This is a genomic window from Microcystis sp. BLCC-F209 (assembly GCF_041928595.1).
Classification (GTDB): domain Bacteria; phylum Cyanobacteriota; class Cyanobacteriia; order Cyanobacteriales; family Microcystaceae; genus Microcystis.
In genome coordinates this window covers 1-15,063 of sequence record NZ_JBHFLL010000206.1, presented here as the reverse complement: position 1 = coordinate 15,063, position 15,063 = coordinate 1, and the positions used below count along the sequence as shown (strand labels likewise).

General features: G+C 42.9%; 15 protein-coding genes and 1 pseudogene. 5 read left to right on the top strand and 11 right to left on the bottom strand.

Features of this window, described 5'->3' with window-relative positions; translation table 11 throughout:
- Nucleotides 1–272 (bottom strand): annotated as a pseudogene (locus tag ACE1AQ_RS13295) (IS1 family transposase); the annotation flags it as partial.
- 112 nt (nucleotides 273–384) lie between these two features.
- On the opposite strand from ACE1AQ_RS13295, the gene ACE1AQ_RS13290 reads away from it, so the two are divergent.
- Nucleotides 385–657, top strand: coding sequence for a hypothetical protein (locus tag ACE1AQ_RS13290; protein WP_039899771.1), 273 nt, complete (start codon nucleotides 385–387; stop codon nucleotides 655–657).
- Nucleotides 658–762: 105 nt separating this feature from the next.
- Nucleotides 763–2,115 (top strand): TIGR03279 family radical SAM protein, encoded by a 1,353-nt coding sequence (locus ACE1AQ_RS13285; RefSeq protein WP_008199704.1) that lies wholly within the window; start codon nucleotides 763–765, stop codon nucleotides 2,113–2,115.
- 718 nt (nucleotides 2,116–2,833) lie between these two features.
- On the opposite strand, the gene ACE1AQ_RS13280 is transcribed toward ACE1AQ_RS13285, so the two are convergent.
- The 6 genes from ACE1AQ_RS13280 to gltX form a co-directional block, all read right to left on the bottom strand.
- Nucleotides 2,834–3,202, bottom strand: a complete 369-nt coding sequence (locus ACE1AQ_RS13280) for an STAS/SEC14 domain-containing protein (RefSeq protein WP_008199706.1) — start codon at nucleotides 3,200–3,202, stop codon at nucleotides 2,834–2,836.
- A gap of 235 nt (nucleotides 3,203–3,437) precedes the next feature.
- Nucleotides 3,438–4,436: an AvaI/BsoBI family type II restriction endonuclease gene (locus ACE1AQ_RS13275; protein ID WP_008199709.1), complete on the bottom strand. Its 999-nt coding sequence runs from the start codon at nucleotides 4,434–4,436 to the stop codon at nucleotides 3,438–3,440.
- Nucleotides 4,409–4,552, bottom strand: a complete 144-nt coding sequence (locus ACE1AQ_RS13270) for a hypothetical protein (protein ID WP_008199710.1) — start codon at nucleotides 4,550–4,552, stop codon at nucleotides 4,409–4,411. The genes ACE1AQ_RS13275 and ACE1AQ_RS13270 overlap by 28 nt, the downstream gene beginning before the upstream one ends.
- A gap of 3 nt (nucleotides 4,553–4,555) precedes the next feature.
- Nucleotides 4,556–5,821, bottom strand: coding sequence for a modification methylase (locus ACE1AQ_RS13265; protein WP_008199712.1), 1,266 nt, complete (start codon nucleotides 5,819–5,821; stop codon nucleotides 4,556–4,558).
- Nucleotides 5,822–5,951: 130 nt separating this feature from the next.
- Nucleotides 5,952–7,034 carry an ATP-dependent 6-phosphofructokinase gene (locus tag ACE1AQ_RS13260; RefSeq protein WP_008199715.1) on the bottom strand — a complete coding sequence of 361 codons (1,083 nt, stop codon included), beginning with the start codon at nucleotides 7,032–7,034 and terminating at the stop codon, nucleotides 5,952–5,954.
- Between the two features lie 305 nt (nucleotides 7,035–7,339).
- Nucleotides 7,340–8,782: a glutamate--tRNA ligase gene (gltX, locus tag ACE1AQ_RS13255; RefSeq protein WP_110543508.1), complete on the bottom strand. Its 1,443-nt coding sequence runs from the start codon at nucleotides 8,780–8,782 to the stop codon at nucleotides 7,340–7,342.
- A gap of 296 nt (nucleotides 8,783–9,078) precedes the next feature.
- On the opposite strand from gltX, the gene ACE1AQ_RS13250 reads away from it, so the two are divergent.
- On the top strand, nucleotides 9,079–9,366 hold the full coding sequence (locus tag ACE1AQ_RS13250) for a hypothetical protein (protein WP_106908506.1): 288 nt from the start codon (nucleotides 9,079–9,081) through the stop codon (nucleotides 9,364–9,366).
- Nucleotides 9,367–9,512: 146 nt separating this feature from the next.
- On the opposite strand, the gene ACE1AQ_RS13245 is transcribed toward ACE1AQ_RS13250, so the two are convergent.
- On the bottom strand, nucleotides 9,513–9,989 hold the full coding sequence (locus ACE1AQ_RS13245; protein WP_008199720.1) for an NAD(P)H-quinone oxidoreductase subunit N: 477 nt from the start codon (nucleotides 9,987–9,989) through the stop codon (nucleotides 9,513–9,515).
- A 313-nt stretch (nucleotides 9,990–10,302) separates the two neighbouring features.
- Here ACE1AQ_RS13245 and ACE1AQ_RS13240 point away from each other — a divergent pair, with 313 nt between their 5' ends.
- Nucleotides 10,303–11,172 carry an ABC transporter permease gene (locus ACE1AQ_RS13240; RefSeq protein ID WP_008199722.1) on the top strand — a complete coding sequence of 290 codons (870 nt, stop codon included), beginning with the start codon at nucleotides 10,303–10,305 and terminating at the stop codon, nucleotides 11,170–11,172.
- A gap of 47 nt (nucleotides 11,173–11,219) precedes the next feature.
- Here the strand turns inward: ACE1AQ_RS13240 and phoU are convergent, their stop codons facing one another.
- From phoU to ACE1AQ_RS13225, 3 genes are all read right to left on the bottom strand, one after another.
- On the bottom strand, nucleotides 11,220–11,888 hold the full coding sequence (gene phoU / locus ACE1AQ_RS13235; protein WP_004162161.1) for a phosphate signaling complex protein PhoU: 669 nt from the start codon (nucleotides 11,886–11,888) through the stop codon (nucleotides 11,220–11,222).
- 149 nt (nucleotides 11,889–12,037) lie between these two features.
- The gene (locus tag ACE1AQ_RS13230) at nucleotides 12,038–13,330 is read right to left on the bottom strand and encodes a cell wall metabolism sensor histidine kinase WalK (RefSeq protein WP_008199727.1); all 1,293 of its coding nucleotides are present in this window, start codon (nucleotides 13,328–13,330) and stop codon (nucleotides 12,038–12,040) included.
- A 47-nt stretch (nucleotides 13,331–13,377) separates the two neighbouring features.
- Nucleotides 13,378–14,130: a response regulator transcription factor gene (locus ACE1AQ_RS13225; protein WP_008199730.1), complete on the bottom strand. Its 753-nt coding sequence runs from the start codon at nucleotides 14,128–14,130 to the stop codon at nucleotides 13,378–13,380.
- 72 nt (nucleotides 14,131–14,202) lie between these two features.
- Here ACE1AQ_RS13225 and ACE1AQ_RS13220 point away from each other — a divergent pair, with 72 nt between their 5' ends.
- Nucleotides 14,203–14,925 (top strand): creatininase family protein, encoded by a 723-nt coding sequence (locus ACE1AQ_RS13220; RefSeq protein WP_106908507.1) that lies wholly within the window; start codon nucleotides 14,203–14,205, stop codon nucleotides 14,923–14,925.
- The last annotated feature ends 138 nt before the right edge of the window (nucleotides 14,926–15,063 follow it).

Genomic DNA, 15,063 nt, shown 5'->3' with positions numbered 1-15,063 from the left:
GCTTAATCCTTTGCTTTGCTGTGCATTGTAGTCATGGATAAAATACCAAAGGGTTCCCCAACGTGATTCTCCATTTTTTTAGAGAAAGATAGACTCTCTCTCACCAGCCGAGAAATCCTTTGTCGAAAGGTATTATTTAATCTTTCAATATGATTAGTTTGACCAGTTTCTTTTCCGACGGGTCGATGACGTTTACTAGGAATTACTGTCTTATAGGACTCCCAAAAGTCTGTGTAAGCAACCGCGCATTGTCGGTAAACACCTGGTAAACTGGCCCCAAAGTTTTTGGCTCTTCTGGTTTCTGTGTGGAAATGAGGTCTATACTGATGGGTTTTTCCATAAAATAGTCCTAAAAGTGTTGCCTAGTAAGCATTTCACGATTCCATAAGCAAAAATTATCACACAAAGTCGAGAAGAGCCGATAAGGTAGATAAGAGATTTGATAAGATAGAAGAACGGTTGACGAAAGTGGAAATAGGACAAGTCGAACTCAAAGGGGAGATTAAAGCCTTAGATGAGCGACTAACCACAGAAATTAAAGGGTTAACTGCAAGAGTCGCCTATCAGGAATTTACCAATTGGGGGATTCTCATCGCTCTGGTTGTGGCCATTTTAGGAGGGGCTGCTAAACTTTTTGGTTTTTGCCCCAATCCCTAACAGCGATCGCCCTAAGCTGCTGTAGAATTAACTTGACAAATATAAAAACGCAGCCGAAGACTCTCTGGGAAATGCAGTTAAATAATTGGATGGCAACCTAAAAACATGAGTGAATTAACTATTCGTCCAGCTAAAATTAGTGGTGTCATCCCAGATTCGATCGCCGCCGAGGTGGGTTTTGAAATCGGGGATGCGCTCGTCTCTATTAATGGTAATCGTCCCCGGGACTTAATCGATTATCAATTTTTATGTGCCGATGAATTTTTAACCCTAGAAGTGCTTGATAGTCAGGGCAAAACTCACCAAGTAAAAATAGAAAAAGATTATCATGAAGACTTAGGTTTAGAGTTTGAAACTGCCCTTTTTGATGGCTTAATTCAGTGCAATAATAAATGTCCTTTTTGCTTTATTGACCAACAACCAGAGGGCAAAAGAGAAACTTTATACTATAAAGATGATGACTATCGCCTAAGTTTTCTCTATGGCAGTTATTTAACCTTAACTAATCTCACCTCAAAAGAATGGCAACGGATCGAAAAGATGCGAATCTCACCGCTTTTTGTGTCCGTTCATGCCACGGAACCCGATCTGAGGATTCGTCTCTTAAAAAATCCCCGCGCTGGTCAAATTGTAGACCATTTAAAATGGCTACAAGCCAGACAATTACAAATTCACGCCCAAGTGGTAGTTTGTCCCAATATTAATGATGGAATTCATCTCGAAAGAACCCTGTTAGATCTGGTTTCTTTTCATCGGGGAGATATTCCCTGTGTGGAGTCGATTGCCGTAGTTCCCGTGGGATTAACCCGCTTTCGTCCCCAAGAAGATGAATTAATTCCCGTTAGCCAAGAAAAAGCGCGAGAAGTAATCGAACAAGTCCAAACTTTACAGAAAAAATTTCGTCAAGAATTTGGCAGTAATGTGGTCTGGTTAGCCGATGAATGGTTTTTAATTGCCCGAGTCGATTTACCCCCTCAATCTCACTACGAAGACTATCCCCAAATCGGTAACGGGGTTGGCTCGATTCGTCAATTTATTAGGGATTTCCAGAAGACAGCTAAGAAGTTATTACCTGCTCAAATTACCCCCTCTAGACGGTTAATATGGCTAGTGGGCAATGCGGTAGAACAAGCTTTTAAACCCCTAGTTAAACAGTTAAATAAGGTGCGGGGTTTAACCGTGGAATTAGTGGCTTTAAATAGTGATTATTGGGGGCAGGAAATCACGGTTACGGGTTTATTAACCGGGCAAGATATTCTCAAGGGATTACAAGGTAAAAATCTTGGGGATGGGGTTTTATTACCCTCCCTCATGCTCAAGCATGGGGAAGCGGTATTTTTAGATGATATCACCCTAGAAACTGTTATTAATCAGTTAGGAGTCCCTATTTATCCAGTCCTGGGAGTGGAGGAATTAATTAAAACTTGTCTTACTCTCAATCCCTTAAACAAATCCTAATCTTGAGAATAGACAATTATCAGTAATCGGTGATCAGATTAGGTGCATCTCCTATCTGTGACTTTCTCTCACATATAGGTGAGCAGCAGAAGTTATTATAGCACTTTTCACGTTACTGAGGTATCGACAAGTTTTGCCAACAAGGGGTTTAAGCCCCTTGCCTATACCTCATTCTGATAAAAACTGCTATATTATACTAAATCCGTTGAGTATAGGCTACTTATAGAGGAGAGGCACTCATGCAACCGGCAAGAGGCAAAAGGGGAAATAAATAATCAGTTTTTAATAACTGGATTTAGTATTAATCATATTTTTTAAGAATTCGCTTTTTATTGCCGTTGAATTTGGCTTTGGCGGGGATTTATGCGGGTTGGATGATTTTTTCTGCTTCGATTTCAAAGCTGGCTTTTTTGCTTTTCTTGGCCGAGCCTGGCCGTTTTCTTTGCCCTTGTGACTTGGGTTTTTTTTCGTTGAGTTGACTGGCCCCTATCTTGGGTCGGCCTGTGGGCTTTTTTGTTTTCTAAGTTCGGCTTCGAGTTGAGCGATTCTTTCTTGCTGCTTTTTTAGCTGTTGAGAGAGTTGGTCAATGGACAGGAGAACCCTTGCTCTTTCTTGATTCCGTTTCTCTCTCCATCGGTCTAAACCTGTATTAGACATCTCCAAAATTCAGGCCAGATTGAGGTTAATTGCTGGAGATGTCTATTTTACTGCAAGGGAATCAGGAGCCACCCAAGAGCCATTGGTTCGCCACCTCAGTTTCCCCCCATGGGAACTGCCTGACTTCAGCGGCGACAAAGTGGGAAGCCAGACTTTCAATCAGTTTAACCAGAGTGGAATCAGTCACCACGGCAACTTTACTGACGTACTTGTGATGGTCGCGTATCAGCCGGAAATGAGCAATCAAGGCACCAAAACTCTCCCAGCCGGTGAAAGTAGGTACTTCGATGATTACGCCAGCAAGGCCGCCAGTGGCTTCAATGTGGGGATCCACTGCCTCCGCAATCTTGACAAAATCTTCCGCCGCAAGTGCAGATTTAGGTTGCATATAGAGAATGCTATGCGCCGCGTCTAAATTATAATCTATCATAGTTTGCCTCTCCCAAATGGTCGAAGTCTAACTATATGCTATCACAAATAGTGGGACAAAGATTGAGGCAAAATCAATAAGCGATCGCAGAAAATAACCACAAAGACACAAAGGACACAAAGATTAGGCTGGTTAATTCTTCTTCCCATCCAATCAGAATTGGGGTGGATTAGGCTGTGCCTAACCCACCCAACTGGACTTTATTTGAGGGGTAATTTTCTAGCTGTTAACTAGGTTAAAGATGGCATAGCCAACGCATAATTGAAACCAGTTGATTATCATTGGTTAAGTTAGCGGCATTGGTGAGTTTTTTCGTCTCTAATTGCTGATAAATTTCCCTAGCCATTTTTGTTTCAATAGCAGCGCCGATAAAAAAAGTATAAGGATGCTTAGAGATTTTTCTAAAAGCATCATCAATTCTCTGCAAAGCAGTACGAGCAGTTTTCCAATGTTCATCTGATCCTGCGGGATCAATCCCACCTTTCAATTCTCCCAAAGCAATGTATAAATCAGCAGATTGTAAGGTTTGTTTTTTGATTTTTTGATTAGCTAATTGCGTCGAATCACATTTTAAAAGGCACAAATCAATATTGTTGTTATTAACAATGGGAACGTTGACATTATAAATTATTGTTCTTGGTTGGCTGTTATTTAACCAGCTAACACCTCTAACCAAGATTTCTAGATTAGGTGTCATTTCTTCAGCTTCTCTCCATTGATTATTACTAGAATTGAGCCAATCATAAGCAATCCCTGCTACTCTTAAAGTTGCTAATAGAGAACGAGTAAATTTACTTTGAGCTAAGGAGCCACCCGCGTTTCTCATGATTCTTCCTAAAGTGTCACCCCGAATCAATAGAAATCTATAGACTAACTCCTCGACAAAATTAGTCCCCGCAGGTTCCAGAAAATTGACAATTAATTCTTGAATTGCTTCTACCTTATCTTGGGAATGTAAATAATTTTTAGCCTTATCAGAAATTCCCGATGCAGTTAATAAAGCCGCTTGAATATCTGGGATGTTTAGTAACTCTCTAGGATTGTTTACGGTTTGGGCAATAATTTTTAAGGTTCTTGCTTCTGCAATTAAAGGAGTAGCTCTCTGATTTTTTTCTAAGGCTAGAGCAATAAATCCTGAACGGATAGCTTCATAGGTAGTCTCCAAATCACAACTTTGGTTTAAATGCAAGAGATAGGGTTTTTCCATTAAGGCTTTCTCCACACATAAATACATTTTCTTAAAGATTCTCTACCATGACATCCCATTTGCTGACTACTATTACCTTTTCCCTGAGGAACTACTAAAATATTTTCTACTTTAAATCCAATTTCTTCGGCAATTTTTGACAAAATTCAATCTACAGAAATACTAGCCCCCGCATAGCGCACGTTATCATTAATCATACAGAAAATACCCGAGGATTTCATAACCCGAAAGCATTCATAAATTAGACAAGACATTTCCAGAAAATACCCTCTAATCATCCGAGGAATACCATGGTTATTTAAGGCCTTGCTTGATTTTAATTCCTCTAAATAACCTAGGATACTTTCTAATAATTTTTGACGATCAGTTATGGCAATGGCTGGCGACCAATGTTCATTGATTTTTAGTAACTCTTTGGGTTTATTTTCAACAGTGCAACTAAGCATTTGTTGACGTAATTGTTTTAATTGTAGTTGATCTATTCCCAACAGAGCCAATTCCAAAGCGTAGATACGAGTATAATCATAGCGATTACAATAAGGAGGAGAAGTAATAATAGAATCGTATTTTTCTGACGAAATCTCTGGCAAAATCTCAAGACAAGAACCTTGATATAGTTGAATTTTTCCCCGAGGATAATCTCTAGAAAAAAGTTCCAATTGTTGCTGACTAGGCTCTAAATCTGCGAGAATTTCTCGTAACTTGCTATGTAGGGCAATTTTAAAGTCTAAAATTTTTCCTTTGTCAAATATATTTTTACCCTGTTGTTTACCAGAACGATAATCCCAACGGAGGTATTGACCATCTTTTCTAGTATAGCTAATTGATTCGAGAATAGAAAGTAAGGCAAATTTTAAGATCGCTTGCACTTGCTCATTCTCTTGGGCAATCAACCCTAAGTAACTTTCTATACAAGCCTGATTTTCTTGGGGATATGCTCCTTGAGTAATTGGTAATTCTAATAACTTAACTTTGTCATCTACCTGTTGCCAAAGGCTATGGTTAGACCAGTACTCTAGACGATGTATATCATCACTATTTAAGCCATTTTCTAAAATTTGTCTAGTAATAATTAATTCTTGTCCAATCGGCAATAGTTCTATTCCATCTGCTGATAAACCCCTGGCCGCCGCCGCAAATAAAGTTGTTCCGCTGCCGGCGAAAGGGTCTAGTATTTTTCCTTGTTTGATACCATATTTTTCTAGGAGATAAACTATCAGATCAACGGAAAAACCCTCTTTATATTTATACCAGCGATAAACCGGTTGGTTCTTATTACCTTGAAAACTCACTAGGGTACGAGATAATTGCTCAGAATCAAGTAATTTGTCTTGAAAATAATTAAATAATTCTCGATCGAGATTGTTGATTTCTAACAATCTTTCTGCTACATCAACTGAACTATTAATCATTTAGGTTTACTGGCGAAATTGCCGAAAAATAATTATCAGAGTTTATCTTTATTTGATTGGTAATTTTAATCGGTGGGGAAAGGGCGATACTTAAGGGTTAATTCTCGCACCGATTCCCCTAGATTTAATCTCAATCCCCTAGACAAATACCCAAACCCCTGGCGGTTTTGACTAAAGTTTCTTCGGGATCGACGACGCGATAGGTTTTAATCGCCTCCTCAATGGGAACACTGACCACTTGCCGATTTTGCCAGGCCACCATGCGATCGAATTCTTCCCGAGCGATCAAATCCACGGCCGCCACGCCAAAAGCCGCCCCCAGTAAGCGATCGATCGGAGAAGGAATACCCCCCCGTTGAATGTGGCCCAGGAAAGTCACTCTCGTTTCGGCCCCAGTTTCCCTGGCAACTTCTTCCGCTAAATAGCGACCGATACCCCCGAGACGATCTTCCCCTAGGGCTTCCTTTTGCACTAGGCGATTGCCAGTTTCGGTACGCACAGCCTCGGAGACAATAATCAGAGAAAACTGTTTATCCAGACGCTGCCGTTGCCGGATCTTCTCGCAGATCTTCTCTAATCGGTAGGGAATTTCGGGAATGAGAATGATATGAGCCCCCCCCGCAATACCGGCAGCCAGGGCGATATGGCCGGCATCTCTACCCATAACTTCTAGAATCATCACCCGGTTATGACTAGCGGCGGTAAAATGGAGGCGATCGAGGGCTTCTGTGGCGATATTAGTAGCTGTATCGAAGCCAATGGAGACTTCTGTAGCTCCCACATCATTATCGATGGTTTTGGGGATACCGATCAGATTAATGCCTCCCTGTTGGGCAATACGGCGCAAAATCGCCAGACTACCATCGCCACCGATGCCGATCAGGGCATCCAGTCCCAGACTATGATAGCCGTCGATGATGTCCTGAGAGCGATCGATCAGGGTTCCATCCGGCATCGGGAAAGCAAAGGGATCCCCCTTATTGGTAGTACCGAGAATTGTTCCTCCCATCACCAACAGGCGATCGACTCCTTCAATGTCAAAGATAGTGGTTTTGGGGGGACGGTTAACTAATCCGTTCGTTGCTTCTCGAATACCCACCACTTCCCAGCCATAATTGCCACTGGCATGGTGGACAACGGCACGAATGGCGGCATTTAAACCCGCACAGTCGCCACCACTGGTGAGAATTCCAATTCGTTTTTTTTCACCCATAGGTTTTTGTCAGGAGATCAACAAATCTATATTTAGGGAAAAGTTGCGGATAATGCCTGAAAATTAAGAAAGTTTCTAGATCGTCCCTGACAGCTAGGGGAAAAATCCGCCCCTGTCCCCTCAGTCCCCCTAGCAGGAAGTTTGACCCACCTCCGGGTTTTTAACTTTAATACTGGTCAATCGATCACGAGCAGGGTATGCAGGGCGACACGGATCCCCATTATGCTAGAAAGTATATAGCAATCTTAGGGCATTTGTCAACCCTAATATACAGAAAATTTTCTGATAACTGATAGCCAATCAATTTAACTATTTACTGCTTGCTGAAGACGGGATAGATCCCAACCTTTTTGATTGAGAAGTAGCCAAGACTGCATTAAATCCGGACCGTGTAACTCCCCCATCAAAGCGGCGCGTAGAGACTTCATCACCAGACCTTTTTTAACCCGATGGGCTTTAGTTGTGGTCTCCACAATTCCCTTAGCAACTTCTCCAGTCAAATCGGGAGTAATAGCGGCGAGAATATCCTTGATAATATCCTTAACTCCCTCTAATTGTAATTGACTTAAAGCCTCCTGATTATAATTAGCCAGAGGGGTTAAAAGTAAGCGACTTTCAGCAACAGCATCGCTTAAACGAGTTAAACTCGGACCGATGAGAGTAGCCAAACCGATCAACCAAGCTCGATCGGTTTCAGCAGCAAAATTATACCCTGCTTCTTGCCAGTAGGGGAGAAGTAAAGGCACTAATTCCTCACCGGTTAAACGATGGAGATATTGACTATTAATCCAATCTAATTTAGTCCAGTCAAATTTTGCCCCCGCTTTATTTACCCGTTCTAAACTAAACACTTCAGCGGCCGCTTCAAGGGTAAAAATTTCTTCAGTGGAATCGGGAGGAGTCCAACCGAGGAGAGTCATGTAATTAACCAAAGCTTGCGGCAAAAAACCCAGTTTTCGGAAATCATCGATCGAAGTGACTCCATCCCGTTTAGATAACTTACGACCCTCCTGATTTAAGATCAAAGGAGTGTGGGCAAACTCAGGCACTTTTGCCCCCAAAGCTTCGTATAAAAGAATTTGTTTAGCCGTATTAGCGATGTGATCTTCCCCACGAATAACATGGGTAATTTCCATATCGATATCATCAACAACTACCGCTAAATTATAGAGAGGCTGACCGAAGTTTTCCTCGGCATTTTCCGAGGTACGAGCGATCACCATATCCCCCCCCAAATCACTACCTTTCCAGATAACTTTTTCCCGGATTAAATCCTGCCAAATAATTTCTCGATCATCGTCAATAATAAAACGAATTACTGCTTTTCTCCCCGCTTGCTCGAATTGCGCTTGTTGTTCGGGGGTGAGATAACGATGACGATTATCGTAACGGGGGGCAAGATTGTGGGCTTTTTGTTCTTCCCGCATTTTTTCCAATTCTTCCGGGGTACAATAACAACGATAGGCTAAACCTCGATCGAGCAGGGTTTGAATAGCCTGACGATAATAATTAAGGCGTTGAGTTTGAAAAAAAGGACCTTCATCCCAATTCAGTCCTAACCATTGTAGGCCCGCTTGAATATTTTCCGTATATTCTGGTCGAGAACGTTCTAAATCTGTATCTTCCACGCGCAAGATAAATTTACCCCGGTGATGATGGGCAAAAAGCCAGTTAAACACGGCTGTGCGTGCGGTTCCAATGTGTAAATTTCCCGTGGGACTGGGGGCAATACGAACTCTAACTGTCACGATTTAACTCCTAGGTTTTTTGCGGCAACGATATCCCATATTATTGCAAATTCACCTAGGCCAACTGGCGAAATTAAGACAGTTTTTAGCCAGGGTTGCCAGCCGCAATTATCAGTTCTTTTGTACCGATTAAGCTCGGAGTGTTAGCCCTGAGTAACCGCACTGGGGAATCGAAGAACAATAAAACATCTTGGGGAATGTAAAAATATATAAAAGTATGTGAAGATTTGCGGAATGTCGGTTATAAACTTTGGAGATATCTATTGGTTTTATCTCTGATGTTGCGATTAATCACAATGTTTGAAACTCTATTATCTTCGATTTTGCTTACCCAGTCTGATTATTTCCATCTGACTCCCACTAATAAGGTGGCAGTGGAGAGAAGAATTGCCGAAAAAAGTTTTGTTTCCGATCCTCAGATTAATCCTAGGGAAATCTCTAGTATTTTGAATCTTCAGCCCCAATGTGGTGCGAATCCTGCTAATTCTCAGATTCAATGCACTTGGAAAGAAGGAAATAGACAGATAAAAGCCTATTGGTTAAAGCCTTGGCGCTTTCAGCGCTGGGAATCTAGGGGATTCTAGCTATATCTTGAGATAATATCAGTTCTAAAAATGAATAGCTACCAAAGGGTGAGAAAGGAACAACAAACTCTCAAGAATTGAAGTTTCCCTCTCTGGGGAGAGGGTTTGAGGATAAGATATTTAAATAACCGTGTTATTTCGGTAATTTAGGCAGCGATTAAAGATTTGCTCAAAGGTTGCCAACGGAAATATCTTTCCCCACCCAATTCGAGGACAAATTTTAACCGGGGTTCCTGTTGACTAAGACTAATTAAGTATTGTTTTTCTTCCGAGGATAAAACAAAACTTTCAATAATCCAAATCACTAAACCTTTAGATTTGGGTGGTAAATTTTCCAATTGATAGGTAGCAATGGGAGGAATAAAATAAACCGGTCCCACGGCTGCTTCCCGACCAATATTTTTTTTACCTAAATGGGGGGGACGGACTCCATGAATGCCGGTAAGATAGGCACTTAAATCCCCCAGACCTCTAGCGGTGATATGCAGGACATTGTAACCAGTGGCCCGCAAACGTCTTTGATAGCGTCCCTCGTAACCCCCTTCTAAGGGTGCGTAAACCCCTAAAGCACCGTATTGTTCCAGATCGCGAATAAATGGTTTTCCTGTGGTCAGTAGTGCCATAGCTAGTAAAAAAATCTTTTTCCCTATAATCGCACGTTTTGTTAAGTTGTGGGTCAGGTGAACAGAGAAAGACTTAAGATCAAAGATAGAGGGGGACAATCGCTACTCTCTCCCGAGGAGGCAATATGTTTCACGATCTCCTTTATCCCAACGGACTGCTTTATGTCCTGATTAAACTAACTGTTTTAGCTTTAGCAGTCTTGCTCTGGTTTATGGTCGTTTCGGCCCCAGCTGTCTGAAAAGATGCTGCTCTTGTCTCAGGTTAGCCTTGTCTTCTACAATTAGCGTTCTATGCAATGGCTAAATTTTGCCGATGACTCCTGTTAAATTGCCGATCGCTCCTTTTCTGAAACCCAACCTAACCACTAAACTCCTAGGGGTTGGGTTGGTATTGACAATTATTTTTATCCTGATTGCCCTGTTTTCGCCCCTTCTGCAAGCGATCGGCCTGGTTCAGGATCCAACCGACATTTTAAGCAATTATCCCCTACAAGCCCCCAGTTTTGCCCATTGGTTCGGGACGAATGTGCGCGGTTATGATGTCTTTTCCCGCACCCTATTCGGGGCCCGGGCGGCCTTGTCCGTGGTATTTTTGGCCACAGGATTATCTTTAGTCATCGGGGTTCCTTTAGGGTTAATTAGCGGTTATTTGGGGGGTAAGATCGATCGCGTTCTCCTCTTTCTCATGGATACCCTCTACACCTTGCCGGGGTTATTATTATCGGTGGCTCTCGCTTTCGTTTTGGGTCGTGGTATCGTCAATGTCGCCATCGCTGTTAGCATTGCCTATATTCCCCAATATTTTCGCGTGGTCAGAAATCAAACCGCCAGCGTTAAAAATGAGTTATTTATCGAAGCGGCCCGAGCGATCGGCGCTAGTCCTAGCCGGATACTATCAAAATATCTTTTCTTTAATGTCGTCCAGAGTGTCCCGGTTCTTTTTACCCTCAACGCGGCGGATGCGATCTTGGTTTTAGGCGGTTTAGGCTTTTTAGGCTTAGGATTACCAGAAGAAGTGCCGGAATGGGGTCATGATCTCAAGGAAGCTTTGGCGGATTTATCTACGGGTATCTGGTGGACCACTTTATTTCCCGGATTAGCGATGACCACGATGGTGGTGGGTTTATCTCTCTTGGGAGAGGGGTTAAGTGAAATTTTTAACCCCCTGAGTCGTAAACGCTAAAAGCGCGGGCCAGAGTTCGGGGGAAATCAACTCAGGACCCCGCACCCTCAGCCTCTCTGTCCAGTAACGATGTAGGATACCCTTTGGGCGATATTGGTGGCATGATCGGCCATACGTTCTAGATGACGGATTAGTAAAGCCATCAGCAGGATCGGTTCCACCACACCCTTAATATCTCTTTGATGGGCGAGAGTGTGGTAAAGATAGTCATAGGCTCGATCGACCGTATTATCTAGCTCTTTGACCTTTGGACCAGCTTCTTGATCGAGGTCAGCCAGGGCGACCAGGCTCGTGGCTAACATATACTGAGCATGGTGGGACATGGCCTCGATCTCACTCATACAATCGTGGGGAGTATAGGCGAATAACTTGAGCGCTATTTCGGCTAAATCCTTGGCATAATCGCCGATCCGTTCCAAATCGCGCACTAATTGCATAAAAGCACTTAAAAGCCGCAAATCTTGGGCTACGGGAGCCTGTAGAGTCATGAGAGTGGCACAATCTAACTCGATTTGACGATAGTAGCGATCGATTTCCTTATCGAGGGGGGCGATTTTTTTCGCCATTTCCAAATCCCTAGCAAAAAGGGATTGATGGCTAAGACGAAAGGATTCTTCGACCAAGGTTCCCATTCTCAGCACATCCTGTTCCAATCGCTGGAGAGAACGAGCGAAATAGGTGCGATCGCGATGATTGGTTTCTTTGGATAGGCTCACGGTCAGATTCGCTTAACATAAAACTACTCTTTCTCTACAGTCATAACAAGAAAATTTTAGATTTTACACGGTTGTCTAGAGAACTTGACAGATTTTTTTCTCCCCTCTCCCCAATTCATAATTCATAATTCATAATTCATAATTCCCACCTAATTTTTTTGACGGGGGAGAGTGACTTGTAGGCGAGCGCCGCCGGTGTTAGGATCATTTTGAGCGACGATCGAACCGCCATGGGCTTGAATAATCTCTTTGGCAATCGATAAACCTAAACCGGTACTATAATCCTTTGTGCCTTGTTTTTGACGGGTGCGGGAAGGATCACCGCGAAAGAGGCGATCAAAAACGTAGGGGAGATCCGCTTCGTTAAATCCTTTCCCGCTGTCGATAACGTCAATTTTTAGCCATTTTTCCCCGATAGTATCGGATATTTCCCGAATTTCTAGGCGAATTTTCCCCTGATCGGGACTATACTTAATGGCATTATCAAAGAGATTCAGGAAAACTTGCAGCAGACGAGAATGATCCACTTCCAGCGTCCAATCCACCGGAGAGGAATAATCTAAGCTAATCTGTTTTTGGGCGGCTATTGGGGTGACAGTCTGCCAAGCAGCGCTGATTAATTCCTCTAGATTAATTATCTGGTATTGTAAAGATCGCCCCGCATCCGCTTGTAATTCACTGATTTCTAGCCAATCGCAGACTAATTGACTCAAACGCTCCACTTCTTTCCCCATTTGTTCTAACCAGCGTCTTTCGGGAGCTTGGAGGCGTTTTTGTAAAGCTTCGGTAAGGAGAGAAATGGAGGTTAAGGGAGTGCGTAACTCGTGAGTTAAGTCAGAGAAAGCTCGCTCGCGATTTTGCGATAATTCCACTAAAGGCTGTCTATTTTCGATAAATACAGCGATTTGACCTTCTGGCAAGGGATAACCGTAACCCTTCAAGGCAATCGATTTAGGAGCAATCACTTGGCGATCGCTAATAGGGGTGACAGGATAATTAGTCGGGTAAAAAGTCCAAGTTTGCACCTGTGGACTCTGTTTTTGGCGAGTTTCTTGAATTAATTGATCTAATTCGTAGGAGCGCACCAATTCTAGCAGCAGACGTACCTGATCTGGCTGCCAGCGATCGAGTTTTAAGAGGGTTATTGCCTGTTGATTGCACCAGAGCAGTTGATTATCGGCATCCACATGAAGATAGGCGATCGGCGCTATTTCTAGCAAGGATTTCTGAATTTCTAAGCTCTTTTCTCGCTCTTGCAGACTTTGGGAGAGAAACTGTAATTCTCGACGCACTAGGGAGGTAACGGGAAAAGAAGCCGACAAATCCGCCGAATCCGAGAGAGCGCTCAGGGTTCGCTTTAACTCTCTATTTAAGCGTGAGACTTGCCAGTAACAAATACTCAAACCTAAAACTACTCCCAAAATAAAAGCGAAAATAGTCATTGTCTGCGCGAGCGGCGATCGCTAATCGGGAAAATATAATCGCTCACCTAGCCAAAACGATAACCGAAACCGCGTACAGTAATCAGGTATTCCGGTTGACTGGGATCGATTTCTAGTTTTTCGCGTAACCAGCGAATGTGAACATCGACGGTTTTGGTGTCTCCTAAAAAATCTGGTCCCCAAATTTGTTCAATTAACTGCTCTCTTGACCAAACTCGGCGCGGATAACTCATAAATAGGTCGAGGAGACGGAATTCTTTAGGAGAAAGGTTAATTTCTTCATCTCGCACTGTCACCCGACATTCTTGGGTATAGAGAAAAACATCGCGGAATTTCCGCACGGGAGCAGCCGCTAGAGAAGTAAATCCTTGACGACGAATGAGAGCGCGACAACGAGCGACTAATTCTCGCATACTAAAAGGTTTAGTCAGATAATCATCAGCACCCACTTCTAAACCCAAAACTCGATCGGTTTCGCTGGCCTTAGCACTTAAGATTAAAATCGGGATAATATTGCCGTGATAGCGCAACAGACGGCAGATATCAAGACCGTTGATTTGGGGTAGCATTAAGTCCAAAACGACCAAATCAAACCGAGACTGACCGTGATTGGATTCCTGACTTTGCAGTAATTCTAGGGCAGCGCGACCATCACTAACACCGAGCGCCTCGTAACCTTCTTCTTCCAAAGCCAAAATAATCATATCCCGAATCACTTCTTCATCTTCAACGATTAAAATCCGATGATTGGGAACGAAATCCGTACTCGCCGACAAGGGGGGGTTGTCAAGGGTTAACATAAAAATACTTGATTATTCATCTTGATTTTATCTCAATTTGTCAACTGGCAATCGTTTTGGGGGTAGAGCCGAATGTTATTACAGTTATCTACCTGGTTAGAGGTGGAATCCTATCTAGAACAATCTCAGGGAATTATTATTCCCATTGGTTCCACGGAACAACACGGGCCGACGGGACTGATTGGTACAGATGCTCTGTGTGCAGAGGCGATCGCTAAAGGAGTAGGGACACGGGTAGGAGCAATGGTAGCACCCACCTTAAATGTGGGTATGGCCCTACATCATACGGCTTTTCCAGGTACGATTAGCCTTCGTCCCAGCACTTTGATTCAAGTCATCCTCGACTATGTGACTTGTTTAGCTAGAGCCGGTTTTCGTCGATTTTTCTTTATTAATGGTCATGGGGGCAATATTGCCACCCTAAAAGCCGCTTTTTCGGCAACCTATTATCATTTGGATTCCCTCAATTTGCCTAACACAAACGAGGTTAAATGTCAAGTGGCCAATTGGTTTATGGTGCGAGAAGTTTATCTTTTAGCCAAAGAATTGCAGGTCGAGCAGGAGGGTTCCCACGCTACACCGAGCGAAGTGGCGTTAACTCAGTATCTTTACCATGAGAGCCTTAAAAACGCCTTTTTATCCGAAAAAGTGGCTTCTGGTCATGATATTTACGGTGCGGCTAATTTTCGCCAAAATTACCCCGATGGTCGTATGGGGTCCAATCCTGCTTTAGCGACTCCCGAACACGGTCAGAGGTTCTATGAATTAGCTGTGAAAGAATTGAGTAATACTTAGGGTTTGCTGAATAAATGTGAAAACCTTGTTGGGTAAAACTTTTAGACCTTTTGCCCATCAAAAAGTGCCGACCCTTGGAGTGATTGGGGGGAAAATTCAGGTACTTTTTCCCTGAAAATTAGATAATTGACCAGATGA